The 15,304-nt window shown below is 67.6% G+C and carries 14 protein-coding genes; 2 read left to right on the top strand and 12 right to left on the bottom strand.

The window, feature by feature from the left end:
- Positions 1 to 7 precede the first annotated feature (7 nt).
- Positions 8 to 1,495, bottom strand: a complete 1,488-nt coding sequence (gatA, locus tag AC5Y5O_RS14425; protein WP_096285928.1) for an Asp-tRNA(Asn)/Glu-tRNA(Gln) amidotransferase subunit GatA — start codon at positions 1,493 to 1,495, stop codon at positions 8 to 10.
- Complete coding sequence (gene gatC / locus AC5Y5O_RS14420) at positions 1,492 to 1,803, bottom strand: Asp-tRNA(Asn)/Glu-tRNA(Gln) amidotransferase subunit GatC (RefSeq protein WP_096285926.1); 312 nt, start codon at positions 1,801 to 1,803, stop codon at positions 1,492 to 1,494. The genes gatA and gatC overlap by 4 nt, the downstream gene beginning before the upstream one ends.
- A 95-nt stretch (positions 1,804 to 1,898) precedes the next feature.
- Between gatC and AC5Y5O_RS14415 the strand changes: the two genes are divergently transcribed.
- Positions 1,899 to 2,555, top strand: coding sequence for an ACT domain-containing protein (locus AC5Y5O_RS14415; protein ID WP_096285924.1), 657 nt, complete (start codon positions 1,899 to 1,901; stop codon positions 2,553 to 2,555).
- 1 nt (position 2,556) lies between these two features.
- On the opposite strand, the gene AC5Y5O_RS14410 is transcribed toward AC5Y5O_RS14415, so the two are convergent.
- The 5 genes from AC5Y5O_RS14410 to AC5Y5O_RS14390 form a co-directional block, all read right to left on the bottom strand.
- A complete protein-coding gene (locus AC5Y5O_RS14410; protein ID WP_096285922.1) occupies positions 2,557 to 5,472 on the bottom strand; it encodes an MMPL/RND family transporter in 2,916 nt (971 codons plus the stop codon).
- Positions 5,469 to 5,900 (bottom strand): MmpS family transport accessory protein, encoded by a 432-nt coding sequence (locus AC5Y5O_RS14405; protein WP_207768485.1) that lies wholly within the window; start codon positions 5,898 to 5,900, stop codon positions 5,469 to 5,471. The genes AC5Y5O_RS14410 and AC5Y5O_RS14405 overlap by 4 nt, the downstream gene beginning before the upstream one ends.
- 180 nt (positions 5,901 to 6,080) lie before the next feature.
- A complete protein-coding gene (locus AC5Y5O_RS14400) occupies positions 6,081 to 6,689 on the bottom strand; it encodes a TetR/AcrR family transcriptional regulator (RefSeq protein ID WP_207768484.1) in 609 nt (202 codons plus the stop codon).
- Positions 6,690 to 6,725: 36 nt separating this feature from the next.
- Entirely contained in the window at positions 6,726 to 8,810 is a 2,085-nt protein-coding gene (ligA, locus tag AC5Y5O_RS14395; RefSeq protein ID WP_096285918.1) for an NAD-dependent DNA ligase LigA, read from the bottom strand.
- A gap of 223 nt (positions 8,811 to 9,033) precedes the next feature.
- The gene (locus AC5Y5O_RS14390; protein ID WP_096285916.1) at positions 9,034 to 10,059 is read right to left on the bottom strand and encodes a uroporphyrinogen decarboxylase/cobalamine-independent methonine synthase family protein; all 1,026 of its coding nucleotides are present in this window, start codon (positions 10,057 to 10,059) and stop codon (positions 9,034 to 9,036) included.
- Between the two features lie 136 nt (positions 10,060 to 10,195).
- Here AC5Y5O_RS14390 and AC5Y5O_RS14385 point away from each other — a divergent pair, with 136 nt between their 5' ends.
- Positions 10,196 to 10,804, top strand: coding sequence for a sensor domain-containing protein (locus AC5Y5O_RS14385; RefSeq protein ID WP_096290967.1), 609 nt, complete (start codon positions 10,196 to 10,198; stop codon positions 10,802 to 10,804).
- A 32-nt stretch (positions 10,805 to 10,836) separates the two neighbouring features.
- On the opposite strand, the gene AC5Y5O_RS14380 is transcribed toward AC5Y5O_RS14385, so the two are convergent.
- The 5 genes from AC5Y5O_RS14380 to AC5Y5O_RS14360 form a co-directional block, all read right to left on the bottom strand.
- Positions 10,837 to 11,118, bottom strand: coding sequence for a DUF4190 domain-containing protein (locus AC5Y5O_RS14380; RefSeq protein ID WP_500025611.1), 282 nt, complete (start codon positions 11,116 to 11,118; stop codon positions 10,837 to 10,839).
- A 110-nt stretch (positions 11,119 to 11,228) separates the two neighbouring features.
- A complete protein-coding gene (gene mnmA, locus AC5Y5O_RS14375; RefSeq protein WP_096285912.1) occupies positions 11,229 to 12,305 on the bottom strand; it encodes a tRNA 2-thiouridine(34) synthase MnmA in 1,077 nt (358 codons plus the stop codon).
- Positions 12,302 to 13,480 carry a cysteine desulfurase family protein gene (locus AC5Y5O_RS14370; protein ID WP_096285910.1) on the bottom strand — a complete coding sequence of 393 codons (1,179 nt, stop codon included), beginning with the start codon at positions 13,478 to 13,480 and terminating at the stop codon, positions 12,302 to 12,304. The genes mnmA and AC5Y5O_RS14370 overlap by 4 nt, the downstream gene beginning before the upstream one ends.
- 34 nt (positions 13,481 to 13,514) lie before the next feature.
- The gene (locus AC5Y5O_RS14365) at positions 13,515 to 14,357 is read right to left on the bottom strand and encodes a lysophospholipid acyltransferase family protein (RefSeq protein WP_096285908.1); all 843 of its coding nucleotides are present in this window, start codon (positions 14,355 to 14,357) and stop codon (positions 13,515 to 13,517) included.
- The gene (locus AC5Y5O_RS14360) at positions 14,354 to 15,214 is read right to left on the bottom strand and encodes a GNAT family N-acetyltransferase (protein ID WP_096285906.1); all 861 of its coding nucleotides are present in this window, start codon (positions 15,212 to 15,214) and stop codon (positions 14,354 to 14,356) included. Before AC5Y5O_RS14360 ends, AC5Y5O_RS14365 begins: the two co-directional genes overlap by 4 nt.
- Between the last annotated feature and the right edge of the window lie 90 nt (positions 15,215 to 15,304).

Genomic DNA, 15,304 nt, shown 5'->3' with positions numbered 1-15,304 from the left:
GTGCGGGCTAGACGGTCGGCGCGGCCGGTAACGGTCCACGCGCCGCTTCGTAGGCGGCACCGACGCGATAAAGGCGATCGTCGGCCAGCGCGGGCGCCATGATCTGCAGGCCCACCGGTAGCTGGTCGTCCGGCGAGAGTCCCGACGGCACCGACATTCCGCAGTGCCCGGCCAGGTTCAGCGGCAACGTGCACAAGTCGAACAGGTACATGGCCAGCGGATCGTCGACCTTCTCCCCCAGCCGGAACGCGGTGGTCGGGGTCGTCGGCGACACCAGCACGTCGACGGACTTGTAGGCCTCGTCGAGGTCACGGGCGATCAGGGTGCGCACTTTCTGCGCCTGGTTGTAGTAGGCGTCGTAATAGCCCGCCGAGAGCGCGTAGGCGCCAATCATGATGCGGCGCTTGACTTCTGGACCGAAGCCGGCCGCCCGGGTCAGCGCCATCACTTCCTCGGCGCTGTGGCTGCCGTCGTCACCGACCCGCAGCCCGTAACGCATCGCGTCGAAGCGCGCCAGGTTGCTCGACACCTCCGACGGCAGGATCAGGTAGTAGGCGGCCAGCGCGTGATCGAAATGCGGACAGTCGACTTCGCTCACCTCGGCACCCAGCGCGGTCAGCTGTTTGACCGCCTCCTCGAACGACGACAGCACTCCGGGCTGATAGCCTTCGCCGCGCAGCTGCGAGACCACACCGATTCGCACGCCGCTCAGATCGCCTGCGGCACCGGCGTTAGCGGCGCCGACCACGTCGGGCACCGCGGCATCGACCGAGGTCGAGTCCATCTGGTCGTGGCCGGCGATCACCCGATGCAGCAGCGCCGTGTCGAGCACGGTGCGCGCGCAGGGGCCGCCCTGATCCAGCGACGACGCGCAGGCCACCAGGCCGTAGCGCGACACCGTGCCGTAGGTGGGCTTGACCCCGACGGTCGCGGTCAGCGCGGCCGGCTGACGGATCGAGCCCCCGGTGTCGGTGCCGATGGCCAGCGGCGCCTGGAAGGAGGCCAGCGCCGCGGCGCTGCCCCCGCCGGAGCCGCCGGGCACCCGCTCGAGGTCCCACGGGTTGCGGGTGGGGCCATAGGCGGAGTTCTCCGTCGACGAGCCCATCGCGAACTCGTCCATGTTGGTCTTGCCCAGGATCGGGATGCCCGCCGCACGCAGCCGGGCGGTGACGGTGGCGTCGTAGGGCGAGCGCCAGCCCTGAAGGATCTTGGATCCGCAGGTGGTGGGCATATCGACGGTCGTGAACACGTCTTTGAGCGCCAGCGGAACGCCGGCCAGCGCCGAGGGCAGCTGCTCCCCGGCCGCCACCGCCTCGTCGACCGCGGCCGCCGCCGACAGCGCCTCGTCAGCCGCGACGTGCAGAAACGCGCCGTACCGGTCATCGGACGCCGCGATCCGGTCCAGGTATGCCTGGGTGACCTCGACCGACGACAGCTCCTTGGCGGCGACCTTGGCAGCCAGCGTCGCGGCGTCGGAACGGATGATCTCGTTCACTCGCTGTCTCCGAGGATCTGCGGGACGGCGAAGCGGCCGTCGACGGCCGCGGGCGCCGCGGCCAGCGCCTCCTGCTGCGTCAGGCTGGGCCTGGTCTCGTCGGGGCGGGTGCCAGTGGCGTCTTTCAAGACGTCCTTGAGCGGGTTGTCGGTCGGCTCGACGCCGGTGACGTCGACCGCCTGGATCTGGCTGACGTGGGTCAGGATGGCGTCGAGTTGGCCGGCGTAGCTGTCCAACTCGGTATCGGTCAATGCCAGCCGGGCCAGCCTGGCCAGGTGCGCGACCTCGTCGCGGGAGATCTGGGACACGAGCGAAAAGCCTATCGGTGCTGCGGTCACGCGCGTGCAGCTGGCACCCACCCTGCGGAAATGCCGGACGCGCGGCTCTGTGCGACAGTGGGCGCGTGCCGTCGTATCTGTTGCGCATCGAGCTCGTCGACCGCCCGGGAAGCCTGGGCGCGCTGGCGGTTGCACTCGGTTCGGTGGGCGCCGACATCCTGTCGCTCGACGTCGTCGACCGCAGCGCGGGGTATGCCACCGACGACCTGGTCATCGAACTGCCCGCCGGCGCGATGCCCGACACGCTGATCACGGCGGCCGAGTCCCTCAACGGCGTCCGGGTGGACAGCGTGCGCCCGCACACCGGTCTGCTGGAAGCGCATCGCGAGCTGGAACTTCTTGACCACGTCGCCGCGGCCAAGGACAAGGCGGCGCGGCTGCAGGTGCTGGCCGACGAGGCACCCCGGGTGCTGCGGGTGAGCTGGTGCACGGTGTTGCAGGGCGCCGAGGGTGAGCTGCGGCGCCTCGCCGCCAGCCCGGGGGCGCCCGAGACCCGTGCGGTATCGGCCCCCTGGCTGCCGATCCAGGAGGCCGCGACGCTGGACGGCACCGCCGAGTGGGTGCCGCAGGCCTGGCGCGACATGGACATCACGATGGTCGCCGCGCCACTGGGTGACCCGCAGACCGCGGTGGTGCTGGGCCGTCCGGGCCCCGAATTCCGGCCGTCGGAGGTGGCCCGCCTGGGTTACCTGTCCGGCATCGTGGCCACCATGTTGCGCTGAATCAGCGCGCGGCCACCGGGGGTTTGGGTGCCGCGGCATCGCCGTCTTCCCACAGCAGCAGCTGACGAACCGCCGGACGCGGACCGTAGGGCCGCAGCATCGTGCTGGCCGGACGCGGACGCACCCGTTGCGGCCACCAGAACCAGCGCCCGAGAATCCTTGCGACAGAAGGCGTCATGAATGAGCGCACGATCAGCGTGTCGAACAACAAGCCCAGCCCGATCGTAGTCCCGATCTGACCGAGCACCTGGAAACCACTGAAAACAAACGCACACATCGTGACGGCGAAGACGATGCCGGCCGAGGTGACCACCGACCCGGAGCCGGCCATCGCCCGGATGATGCCGGTATTGAGACCGGCATGGATTTCTTCTTTGAACCGGGAGATCAACAGCAGGTTGTAGTCCGAACCGACCGCCAGCAGCAAGATCACCGCCAGTGCCAGCACGACCCAATACAGCTCGATACCAAACATGTATTGCCACACCAGAACTGACAGCCCGAACGAAGCGCCCAGGGATAGCGCGACGGTGCCGACGATGACCAGCGCGGCGATCAGGCTGCGCGTGATGATCATCATGATCAGCAGGATGAGGCTCAACGCGGCGAATGCCACGATCATCAGGTCGTACTTGGCGCCCTCTTGGATGTCCTTGTACGTCGCGGCGGTGCCGCCGAGATAGATCCCCGAGTTCGCCATCGGCGTGCCCTTCAAGGCCTCGTGCGCGGCCTTCGCGATCGGGTCGATGTGCGAAATACCTTCGGTGGTAGCGGGATCGCCGTCATGCGTGACGATCATGCGGGCGGCCTTACCGTCGGGTGAGAGGAACAGTTTGAGCCCGCGTTTGAAGTCGGGGTTGTCGAACACCTCTGGCGGCAGATAGAAGGTGTCGTCGTTCTTGGCGGCGTCAAACGCCTGCCCCAGCGCCGTCGAGTTCTCCAGCGCACGCGCGTTCTGGGCGTAGATGCCGGACAGCGTGGCGTAATTCGCCAGTGTCAGATCGCGATTGGTCTCCTGGCTTTGAATCTGGGGCGGTATCAACGCCACCAGCTTTGGTTGCAGTGCGTCGAGTTTGTCCAGCGAAGCCGTCAGGTTCTCGAATTTTTCGGTCAGCTGGTCGATGCCGTCGAGGGCGTCGAACAGCGACCTGAACGCGAAGCAGGCAGGAATGTCGTAACAGTGCTTCTCCCAATAGAAATAGCTGCGAATCGGCCGGAAGAAGTCGTCGAAATTCGCGATCTTGTCGCGTAGGTCTTTGATCGTCGCGAGCGTATCGCGAAAGCTTTCGGTCTCGTCGTGGGTGGTGCCGGCCAACTGCTGCTGCAGGACGAACTGCTGTCGCAGGATGTCGATCGTCTTCGATAGTTCGTTGGCTTGCTTGAGGGCGTCGTCGGCCCGATCTCGTTGGTAGGTCAGGTTCTGCTGCTGGGCGGCACTCTGATTGCTCACCACGAACGCGAGCGAGCTGTGGACCAGCGGGGTTCCCAACGGCCGGGTGATGGTCTGCACCTGGGCGACCCCGGGGACGTGGAACACGGCCTTGGCCACCTTGTCCAGGATGAGCATGCTGGCCGGATTACGCATGTCGTGATCCGATTCGACCATCAGCAGTTCCGGCTCCAGCCGGGCTCGCGAGAAGTGCTTCTCGGCGGCGGTGTAACCGATATTGGCCGGAGCGTCGGCGGGCATGTAGGGACGGGTGTCGTAGCTGGTCTTGTATCCGGGCAGGGCGATCAGACCGACCAGGGCCAGCGCACTCGCGGCCGCGAGAACGGCGCCGGGCCAGCGGACGATGGCCGTGCCGATCCGCCGCCAACCGCGCGTCTGTATCGCTCGCTTCGGGTCGAAGATGCCGGCCTTGGCACCCAAGGTGAGAATCGCGGGCCCCAGTGTCAGCGCGGCGAACAGCGCCACCAGGATACCCAATGCTGCTGGGATTCCCAGACTTTGGAAGTACGGCAGCCGGGTGAAGCTCAGACAGGCCACCGCGCCGGCGACGGTGAGCCCGGATCCCAACACGACGTGCGTGGTGCCGTGATACATCGTGTAAAAGGCTTTTTCGCGGTCTTCACCGGTCCCGCGCGCTTCCTGGTAGCGGCCCACGAAAAATATCGCGTAGTCCGTTCCGGCGGCGATCACCAACAGCGTCAGGATATTTGTCGCGTAGGTCGACAGGCCGATGATTCCCTCGTTGCCGAGGAACGCGACAAGGCCTCGGGCAGCTGACATTTCGATCAGCACCGTGGCGAGAACCAGCAGCGTGGTCAGTACCGAGCGGTAAACGAAGAACAACATCAGTGCGATCACCCCGATGGTGATCGTGGTGACCTTCGCGGTGCCCTTGCTGCCCACGTCGAACTGGTCGGAGATCAGCGGCGCGGCGCCGGTCACATAGGTCTTGACGCCCGGTGGCGGCTTCATGTGGTCGATGATGTCGCGGATGGCGCCGACACCCTCGTTGGCCAACGCGGAGCCCTGATTACCCGCGAGGTTCACCTGGACATAAGCGGCCTTGCCGTCGGTGCTCTGCGATCCCGCCGCGGTGAGCGTGTCGCCCCAGTAGTCCTGAACGTGCTCGACGTGCTTTTTGTCCTGCTCGAGCTTGCGAATCATCTCGTCGTAGAAACGATGGGCGTCCGCGCCGAGCGGTTTGTCGCCTTCCAGCACGATCATCGCCGAGCTGTCGGTGTCGAACTCATGGAACGCCTGGCCGATGCGCTTAATTGCCTTGAGCGACGGGGCATCCGGAGAGTTCAGCGCCACGTTGTGGGTCTTGCCCACCTCTTCCAGCTGCGGTACCGCGATGTTGGTGATGGCGGCCAGCGCCACCCAGAAAAGCAGGATCGGCAGCGCGAGCCGTCGGATGTTGCGCGGCACCGCAGGCCGCGTCTGCTGTTCGTTGGTTTGGTTGCTCATCCCGACTTATCCAGACAGAAGGTGTAGGCGTCGACCTTGTTGACGGTGCGTTCGTCTTTGACTTGACCGTTGACGGTGATGCGGCAACCGAGGGTGTCGCCGTTGCCTTGCGCCACGACGTTGGCCACGACCGCGGGCTCCGTCGTGGTGATCGTGAACGACCAGGGCAGCGGCGCGTTCTTGACTTGCTGCGGCTGGGCATTGACGTCCAGGTAGTTGATCGTCGCCACCGCACCCGGCGCACCGAAGACCTCGAGCACCACCTGCTTGGGGTTGAACGGGACGATCTCGTTGGACAGGCCGCTGTTGGCCGAGGTCTTGTAGTTCGAGCCGAAGATCCCGTGCAGGCGGTAGATGCCGAATCCCGCGACGGCGACGACGAGTATCGCGACCAAGACTATCCAGCCCTGCCGAAGCAGGTTGGACATTGAAATCGCCTTCACCCTCGGCCTTTCGATGGTCGGGCGTTCTCGATCACTCTATGACTACGACCGCTGCCCCGCGCAAGGGCGAACGGACGGATCTCACAGTACGGTACTGGACCGTACTGTGACAAGAGACGCGCGCGTACACATTTTCAACAGCCGGACGACGTGCAGGCGGCCGCGTTACCCGGCGGTCCGCGTCAGACCCGGCATCAGGAACTGGTCGACCAGCAGCTGCACCGTCTGGCGCGTGGGCGGCCGGTCGGGAATGAGGGACCGGAAGATGAGATAGCCGGGTAGCAGGTCCCAAAGTTCGTCAACGAAAGCATCTTTGGCGATCTCGCCACGATCGACGGCCCGCTGCATCACGTGCTTGATCAAGGCCTTGCGCTGCTTGAGGAATTGATCCTGCAGGGCCTCGTTGAGCGCCGGATGGCGCGATACCTCGACCATCACCGCGCGGATGGTGCTGGCGTGCTGACGTCCGTGCTCGCCGCACACCTCGCCGAGATTGATCAAATCGTCGCGCAGGCTACCGGTATTCGGCGCGACCGCGACCTGGCGGACACCTTCGATGAAGGCGGCCAGCACCAGTTCGGCCTTCGAGGGCCATCGCCGGTACACCGTGGCCTTGCTGGCGTGGGCAGCACTGGCGACCGCGTCGATCGTCAATTGGTCATAGCCGTGTTCTTGCAGTAGCTGCAACGTCACCGCCAACAGTTCGGCCTCGCGCGGAGACCACGGCGATGGCTCCGTGCACTGATCGGCCGTCTGGGTCATAGCGCCCACCATAAAGCCGGAACACCGGTACGGACCAGTACTGCGCTGTTAATCGGCTGTGTTGTCGGCCGCGGGCCCGTCGGTCAGCAGCCGGCGAAAGCCGTCCTCGTCGAGGATGGGCACACCCAACTCGACCGCTTTGTCGTACTTCGAGCCCGGCGAATCGCCGGCGACCAGATAGGCGGTGTTCTTCGACACCGAACCCGCGGCCTTGCCGCCACGGGACACAATCGCCTCCTTGGCCTCGTCGCGGGAGAACCCGGTCAGCGACCCGGTGACCACGATGCTCAGCCCGGCCAGCGTCCGCGGGGTGCTCGCGTCGCGCTCGTCGGCCATCCGCACGCCCGCCGCCCGCCACTTGTCGACGATCGCGCGGTGCCAGTCGACGGTGAACCATTCGGTGACCGCGGCGGCGATGGTCGGCCCGACGCCCTCGACCGCGGCCAGCTCGTCGGTCGACGCCGACGTGATCGCGTCGAGGCTGCCGAATTCGGTTGCCAGGGCACGCGCCGCGGTCGGGCCGACGTGCCGGATCGACAGCGCCACCAGCACTCGCCACAGCGGCTGCGCCTTGGCCTTGTCGAGGTTGGCCAGCAGCCGCTTACCGTTGGCCGACAGCGTGCCGGCCTTGGTGGTGAACAATTCGGTGCGCAACAGGTCGTCCTCGGTGAGGGTGAACAGGTCTCCCTCGTCGGTGATCACTTCGGCCTGCAGCAACGCGATGGCGGCCTCGTAGCCCAGCCCCTCGATGTCGAAGGCGCCGCGGCCGGCGACGTGAAATACCCTCTCCCGCAACTGCGCTGGGCAGGATCGGGAGTTGGGGCAGCGGATGTCGGCGTCGCCCTCCTTGGCCGGGGCCAGCAGGGTGGCGCATTCGGGACAGTGGGTGGGCATCAGGAATTCGCGTTCGGTGCCGTCGCGCAGATCGGCGACCGGGCCCAGCACTTCGGGAATCACGTCGCCGGCCTTGCGGATCACCACGGTGTCGCCGATCAGCACGCCCTTGCGTTTGACCTCGGAGGCGTTGTGCAGGGTGGCCATTTCGACCGTCGAACCCGCGACCTTGACGGGCACCATGACCGCGAACGGTGTGACGCGTCCCGTCCGCCCGACGTTGACCCGGATATCCAGCAGCTTGGTCTGCACCTCTTGCGGCGGGTACTTGTACGCGATCGCCCAGCGCGGCGCTCGCGAGGTCGACCCCAGCCTGCGCTGCAGTGCGAAGTCGTCGATTTTGACGACGACACCGTCGATTTCGTGATCGACGTCGTGGCGGTGCTCTCCCCAGTAGGAGATCCGTTCCAGCGCACCCCCGGCGTCGGGGACCCGGGCGGTGTGGCCGGAGACGGGCAGCCCCCAGGCGCCCAGCGCCAGGTAGGCGTCGTGCAGACTGGCCGGCCGAAATCCCTCGGCATGCCCGACGCCGTGGCAGATCATCCGCAGTTTGCGGCGAGCGGTCACCGCGGGATCCTTCTGCCGCAGCGAGCCCGCGGCGCTGTTGCGCGGGTTGGCGAACGGGACCTTGTTGTCTTCGACCAGGGCGGCGTTGAGCGCCTCGAAGTCGGCGACCCGGAAGAACACCTCGCCGCGGACCTCGAGGACGTCGGGAATCGGGTAGTCGTCGCTGGGCGTCAGCCGTTCCGGGACATCCTCGATGGTGCGCGCGTTGTTCGTGACGTCCTCGCCGGTGCGGCCGTCACCGCGGGTGGCCGCGCGGACCAGGCGGCCACCGCGGTACACCAGAGCCAGTGCGACGCCGTCGATCTTGAGCTCACAGAGGAAGGGCACGTCATGGCCGACCTCGGCGTGGATGCGGGTGGCCCACACGTCGAATTCCTCAGTGCTGAACACGTTGTCCAACGAGAGCATCCGTTCCAGATGCTCGGCCGAGGTGAAATCGGTGGCAAATCCCGCGCCACCGACCAGCTGTGTCGGTGAATCGGGGGTGCGCAGCTCGGGGTATTGCTCCTCGAGAGCGCCCAGCCGGCGCAGCATGTCGTCGAAATCGGCGTCGGAAATGACCGGCGCATCGCGCACGTAGTAGCGAAACTGGTGCTCACGCACCTCGTCGGCCAATTCACGCCATTGACGCCGGACCTCGGGCGCGACAGGGTCAGCTTCTGGCGAACTCACCTTGGCAGGCTATCGAAGGGTGGGGACAGTGCCCGCCGGTGACGCCCGGTCGCGTCTGCCGTACCAGCAACCAGGAAAAGCCGACGTGTCCTTTGTGCCCGCCTCACAGCGACAATCGGAGCACGCGGGCGGTCGCCGCGAGAGTTGTCGCTCGGAGGCGGGCAAAAAGGTACAGGTCCGGTTACCGCGACGGGTGCGGCGGATGTGACAAGCGGCTCGCCACCTAGATGGCGTCGGGGTCCTCGGCGAACGCCTCGGCGGCCTTGCGGGCCAGCTCGATCGCGGTGCGGGCCCACTGTGGCGTCGCATTGGCCAGACCACATGCCGGGGTGACGCCGATGCGCTCGCGCAGCGCCGAGCGGCCGAAGCCGAGCCGATCGGTCACCGCGACGAGGGCCGCGGCCACCTCCTCGGCCGCGGGCCGGCGTTGCGGAGCGGTGGCGGCCACCACGCCCAGCATCACCGCGCGACCCGATTCGACGAACGCCGCGATCCCGTCCAGGTCCGCGGGCCGCAGCGTTGCGGCGTCGACCGATATTGCGCTAGTCGCACTGCGCGCCAACAGATCCCACGGCAATCCGGCCGCGCAACTGTGCACCACCACCTCGGCGCCCACCGCCTGCGCGCAATGGTCGAGCAGCCCTTGAGCCACCGACTCGTCGAGCGCGGCAACCGGACTCAGTGCGGTGACTCCGCTCAGCTGGCCACCCAGCGCCGCCGGCAACGACGGCTCGTCGAGTTGCACGACCACCGGTGTGTCGAGGCGGCGCGACAGCGCGGCACGATGGTCGGCAACACCCTCGGCCAGCGACGCCGTCAGGTCGCGCACCGCCCCCGGGTCGGTGATCGCCCGGTGGCCGTTGGACAGCTCCAGCCCGGCGGCCAGTGTGATCGGGCCCGGCGCTTGCACCTTGACCACCCGTCCGCCACCACGCAGGCCCGCCGTCTCCCAGGCTTCCTCGAGGGCATCCATGTCCTCATCGAGGAGGCTGACGGCCCGGCGGGTCACCGCGCCGGGCCGACCGGCGATGCGGTAACCACGCGGCACGGTGTCGATCGCCACATCGACGAGCAGCGCGCCGGCCCGCCCCAGCAGGTCGGCGCCCACTCCCCTGGCGGGCAGCTCGACCAGGTGAGCCATCGCGGCCGCCAACTCACCGACGACGACCTCCGTCGCCGGCCGTATCGCGATGCCGGGCCATGAACCGACGCCGCTGGCCGTCGCGAACGGAGAGGCGAAAACACTCACCCGGCAACCGTATTCGACGTCGCATCACGAGCGGGCGGCCAGGGGTGTGTTGTGGCCGGCCAACACGGCTAGGCTCGGGGGTTTAGAGGGGTGCAAAACGGTGTGGCGCAAGGCAAGATTCGCGTGGCCGCTGCTGATGTGTGGCGCGGTGGTGCTGAATGCGGCGTGCACCCGGGTGGTGGACGGCGCGGCAGTGCCGGGGTTCACCGGCGGCGCCAAGGGCATCAACGGGGTCAATGTCGACACGATCCTGCTGGACCAGGCGAGGATGCAGGCGATCACCGGCGCCGGCGAGCACCTGTCGATCATTCCGTCGATGGACGGACGCACCCCGGTCGACATCGACACGCTCGCCGACACCACGCCGCGCGCCTGCCGGTTCCTGTTCGCCGAGACCGCGACGTTCGGGCCCGACATCGAGGAGTTCCACAAGACCACGTTCCAGGATCCGCCTGACGGCGCCCTGATCTCTGAAGGCGCCGCGGCCTATCGCGATGGCGCGACCGCGCAGCACGCCTTCGCCGCACTGGTGTCGACGGTCACCGACTGCGCGAACGGCTCGGCCGGCGAAGCATTCGTCGGCGACTGGAAATCCGATGCCAGCTCGCTGCACCTGGGTCCGGGCGGCTGCGGCCGCGACTACCGGGTCCAGTCGGTGGCGTTGGTGGAAGTCACCTTCTGCGGCTTCCCGCAGTCGGTCTCCGACATCGTGATGACCAACATTGTCGCCAACTTCCCGCGGTAGATTTCGCTAACCTGCTTATGCGACAGGGGTTTTCACCAGTGCGCCGTGGTCTCCAACGCGAAGTTCTGGTGGCCGCACTGGACCCACATCGCGACATGCAGGGCCGTGACAGCCGCGGAGACCGCCAAAGCGGTGATCGCCAGCGCAAAGCCTTGCTCCGCACGGCGCCTGACCTGCCAGATGCCGGCAAGAGCGAGAACGCTGCTCAGGATCGGGCTGCCGTACATGCCCATGATGCTGAGCACGAACGCCGCAATGGCAAGGCCGTTGGTCTGTACTGCCTGCGCCTGCGCGGTGATGTGGTTGTCGTTCATCGTCATTCGTTCCTTCCCCGCTCAGGGGTCGATCAATTACGAGACGAATGTTCTCCGCAAGCTCTTGGAAAATCCTTGGAAGCCGCAGCGATGGCCGCTGAGCAGGGGAATCAGCGCGAGGTGCCGGCAATGGTGGCGCTGCCGAGCACCTCGTCGCCGGCCGGATCCGGGCGATACAGCACGACGGTCTGACCGCGCGCCACCCCGCGCAGCGGGACGCGCAACCGCACGCAGAGCTCGTCGCCGACCAATTCGGCCACCGCACTCGCGGTTTCGCCGTGGGCCCGCACCTGCACGGCGCACTCGATCGGCCCCGCCGGTGCGGCTCCCGCGGTGAAGACCGGGTCCCGTCCCGTCAGCGCATGCACTTCGAGATCGGCGGCACTGCCCACCTGCACCGTCGCGGTGTCGGCGTCGATTGCCGTCACGTAGCGCGGCAGACCGTCCGGCCCCGGCCCGGCGATGCCCAGGCCCTTGCGCTGACCGATCGTGAAACCGTGCACGCCGTCGTGATTGGCCAGCACCGAGCCGTCGGAACCCACGACGTTGCCGCGGCGCACCGCGATGCGCTCCCCCAGAAACGCCCGGGTGTCCCCCGACGGGATGAAGCAGATGTCATGGCTGTCCGGCTTGTCGGCGACGGCCAGACCGCGACGAGCCGCCTCGGCCCGGATCTGCGGCTTGGGGGTATCCCCGATCGGAAAAGCGGCATGGCGCAACTGCTCTGCGCTCAGCACCGCCAGCACGTAGGACTGATCCTTGTCGTGGTCGACGGCGCGGCGCAGCCGGCCTTGCGACAAACGCGCGTAGTGGCCGGTGACGACCGTATCGAAGCCCAGGGCCAGGGCACGCGCCGACAGTGCGGCGAACTTGATGCGCTGATTGCAGCGCACACACGGGTTGGGCGTCTCGCCACGCGCGTAGGACGACACGAAGTCGTCGACCACGTCTTCGGCGAACTTCTCCGCGAAATCCCAAACGTAGAAGGGGATTCCGAGTACATCGGCCACGCGGCGCGCATCCGAAGCGTCCTCTTTCGAGCAGCAACCCCGCGAGCCGGTGCGCAGCGTGCCGGGCGCCGACGACAGCGCGAGGTGCACGCCGACCACGTCATGTCCGGCATCGACCATCCGAGCCGCGGCGACCGACGAATCGACGCCGCCGCTCATTGCGGCAAGAACTTTCACCCCGACGCCCCCGCGGCGGCAAGCGCCGCGCGCCGGGCCCGATCCACCGCGGCCGGCAGTACCCGCAGCACCTCGTCGACGTCGGCATCGACACTGGTGTGGCCCAGCGACAACCGCAGCGATCCCCGCGCGGTCGCGGCGTCGGCACCCATCGCGATCAGCACATGTGAGGCCTGCGGAACTCCGGCGGTGCACGCAGAACCGGTCGAGCATTCGATTCCGTTGGCATCCAACAACATCAACAGAGCGTCGCCTTCACAGCCACGAAAAGTGAAGTGGGCGTTGCCGGGAAGTCGCGAATCACGGGATCCGTTGAAGCCGACGTCGTCGATCTCGGCCAGCACCCCCTCGACCAGCCGATCACGCAGGGCGCGCAGCCGTGCGCTGTTGGCCTCGAGGCCGTCCACGGCGAGCCGCATCGCGGCGGCCATTCCGACGGCACCGGCGACATCCGGCGTGCCGGAACGGATGTCGCGCTCCTGTCCGCCGCCGTGCAGTAGTGGCGCACAGGCCACGTCTCGGCGCAACAACAGCGCACCGACCGCCTGCGGCCCCCCGAACTTGTGCGCGGCGACGCTCATCGCCGACAGCCCACTCGCGGCGAAGTCGACGGGCAGCTGCCCAACGGCCTGCACGGCGTCGCTGTGCATCGGAACGCCGAATTCGGCTGCGACCGCGGCGAGTTCGGCGATGGGCATGATGGTGCCGACTTCGTTGTTGGCCCACATCACCGAGACCAGCGCGACGTCGTCCTGACTCTCCAGCAGCTCCCGCAGCGCGGCAGCCGACACCGAGCCGTCGGCGGCCGTGGGCAGCCAGCTCACCTGGGCGCCCTCATGCTCGACGAGCCAGTCGACCGAATCCAGCACCGCGTGGTGTTCCACCTGGCTGGTGATGATGCGCAACTGACGCGGATCGGCCTCGCGGCGGGCGCGGTAGATGCCCTTGACGGCCAGGTTGTCGCTCTCGGTGCCGCCCGCCGTGAAAATCACCTCGGACGGCCGCGCGCCCAACTTGTCCGCGATCAGCTCGCGGGACTCCTCGATGCGGCGCCGCGCCGTGCGACCGCTGGTGTGCAGCGACGAGGCGTTGCCGACCATGCCGAACACGGCCGTCATCGCCTCGATGGCAGCGGGGTGCATCGGGGTGGTGGCAGCGTGATCGAGGTAGACCATGACGCGCCCCAGGATACCGGGCCGCCCGGATACCCTAAGCGGCCAGCACGTGGCCTCGATCTGAGCGCTGACCTGGGCGCCGCCCCACGCCGACGCCCACCGCCGACTGGCAGCGGCGCGCCAGCCCCCGCCGGTCGGCGCCCGGTAGCTGCAGAGACTCCACGTGGACGTGCGCCAGGGTGCGGCGCTGGGTGATCAGCCGGCGCATCGCCGCCGCCAGGGTGTCGTCCCCGACGAAGGCCGGAGCGGTCGAAATCAGGCCGTCGACGTGGTGATATGTCAACCGCAGCGGCTGAACCGGGCGGCCGGCGTCGATCGCGGCCTGGAACATCGCCGGGTAGAACGAGCCGCAGGCCACCCCGCACCACGTGGTGCCCTCGGGAAAGGCCACCACGGTTTCACCGCCGCGCAGCCGGTCCGCGACGGTTTCCACCACGGCGGGCAACTGCCGCAGGCTGGACCGTTCGATCGGAATGATCTTCAGCAGCCGCTGCGTGAGCTCGCCGAACATGTCAGCGCGTGCGACGTACCAGCCGGGCAGCACCGCGCCGATGGAGAAGACGTCCAGCCAGGACATGTGCGGACCTACCACCAGGACGCCACGCAGGTTTCGGATCGGGGCACCCGACACGCTGATCCGGACCCCGAAAACGCGCAGCACCATCCGGCAGTAGAACTGCCGCACCCGCATTTGCCCCCGCCAGGGCACCAGCGCCATCGGCGCCCCCAGCAGCAGCAACACCACCAGCATGACGCGAAGGGTCACCCGCAGCACCACCACCAACCTCGACGAGGCGGGGGCGACCCCTACACAGCTGCTGTCGCACGTCGCGCGCGGCAGCCAGGCGTGGTCGGTGGTGACTGCGGGAGCGTTCATCGGTCGCCGCCCGCCATCTCCGAAGCCGCCGAGACCGACCGCAGTCGTCGCAGATATCGGGTATCGGCCTGGCGTTTGTTCAGCAGCACGCAGAAATCGCCGACACCGAAGTCGGGGTCAAGCGCCGGCTCGCCGCAGGATTTGGCGCCCAGCCGCAGATAGCCGCGCATCAGCGCCGGAACCGAAGGCCGTTGCGGCGGCGCGATCTCGTCAAGGGACTTGCCGTCCACGACGACCGGCCGGTGCGGGTACACCCGATACTCCGGGGGCGCCGCATGCCGGCTGCGCACGAAGTCGCGCACACCCCGAAGCTGGCTGCCCGGCGCGTCCTGCCCCGTTTCGGAATCGGCTTCGCTGCCGATCGGCACCGACACACACCCGATCACGTAGTCGTAGCCGTAGCGGTCCAGGTAGGCCAGAATCCCTGCCCACATCAACAGCACGACACCGCCGTTGCGGTGCCCGTCACGCACCACCGCACGGCCCATCTCCACCAGCGACGGCCGCAGCGGGTCGAGCGCGCCGAGATCGAATTCCGTCGCCGTGTACAGGCCCCCGGCCGCGATCGCGCCCGCCGGCGCCAGCATCCGGTAACACCCCACCAGCTCGCCGGTGTCGTCGTCACGAACCAGCAGGTGATCACAGAACTCGTCGAAGCGGTCCACGTCCCGGTCCCCCGCACCCGATTCCGGCAACGCGAAACCTGGCGTGCTGGTGAATACGTCGTACCGGAGCCGCTGCGCCGCCTCGACCAAACTGGGGTCTGTGGACAGCAACAGCGAGTAACGCGGCCCAGACGAGCTGGTCGCGGCTCCGTCCGGCGTATCACTCGGTATCAGGACAGAAGCAATGCTCATGGGAAACAACGTGGCGTAATCGAGGAGCGAATCGGCATCGGCGCTATGACGTGTTGGTGCACGCAAGATGACGAAATGTGTGCCCACGGT

The sequence above is a fragment of the Mycobacterium sp. NGS40 genome, assembly GCF_059812735.1.
Note: the sequence above shows the minus strand (reverse complement) of the source record. Positions and strands in the feature narration are given on the sequence as shown.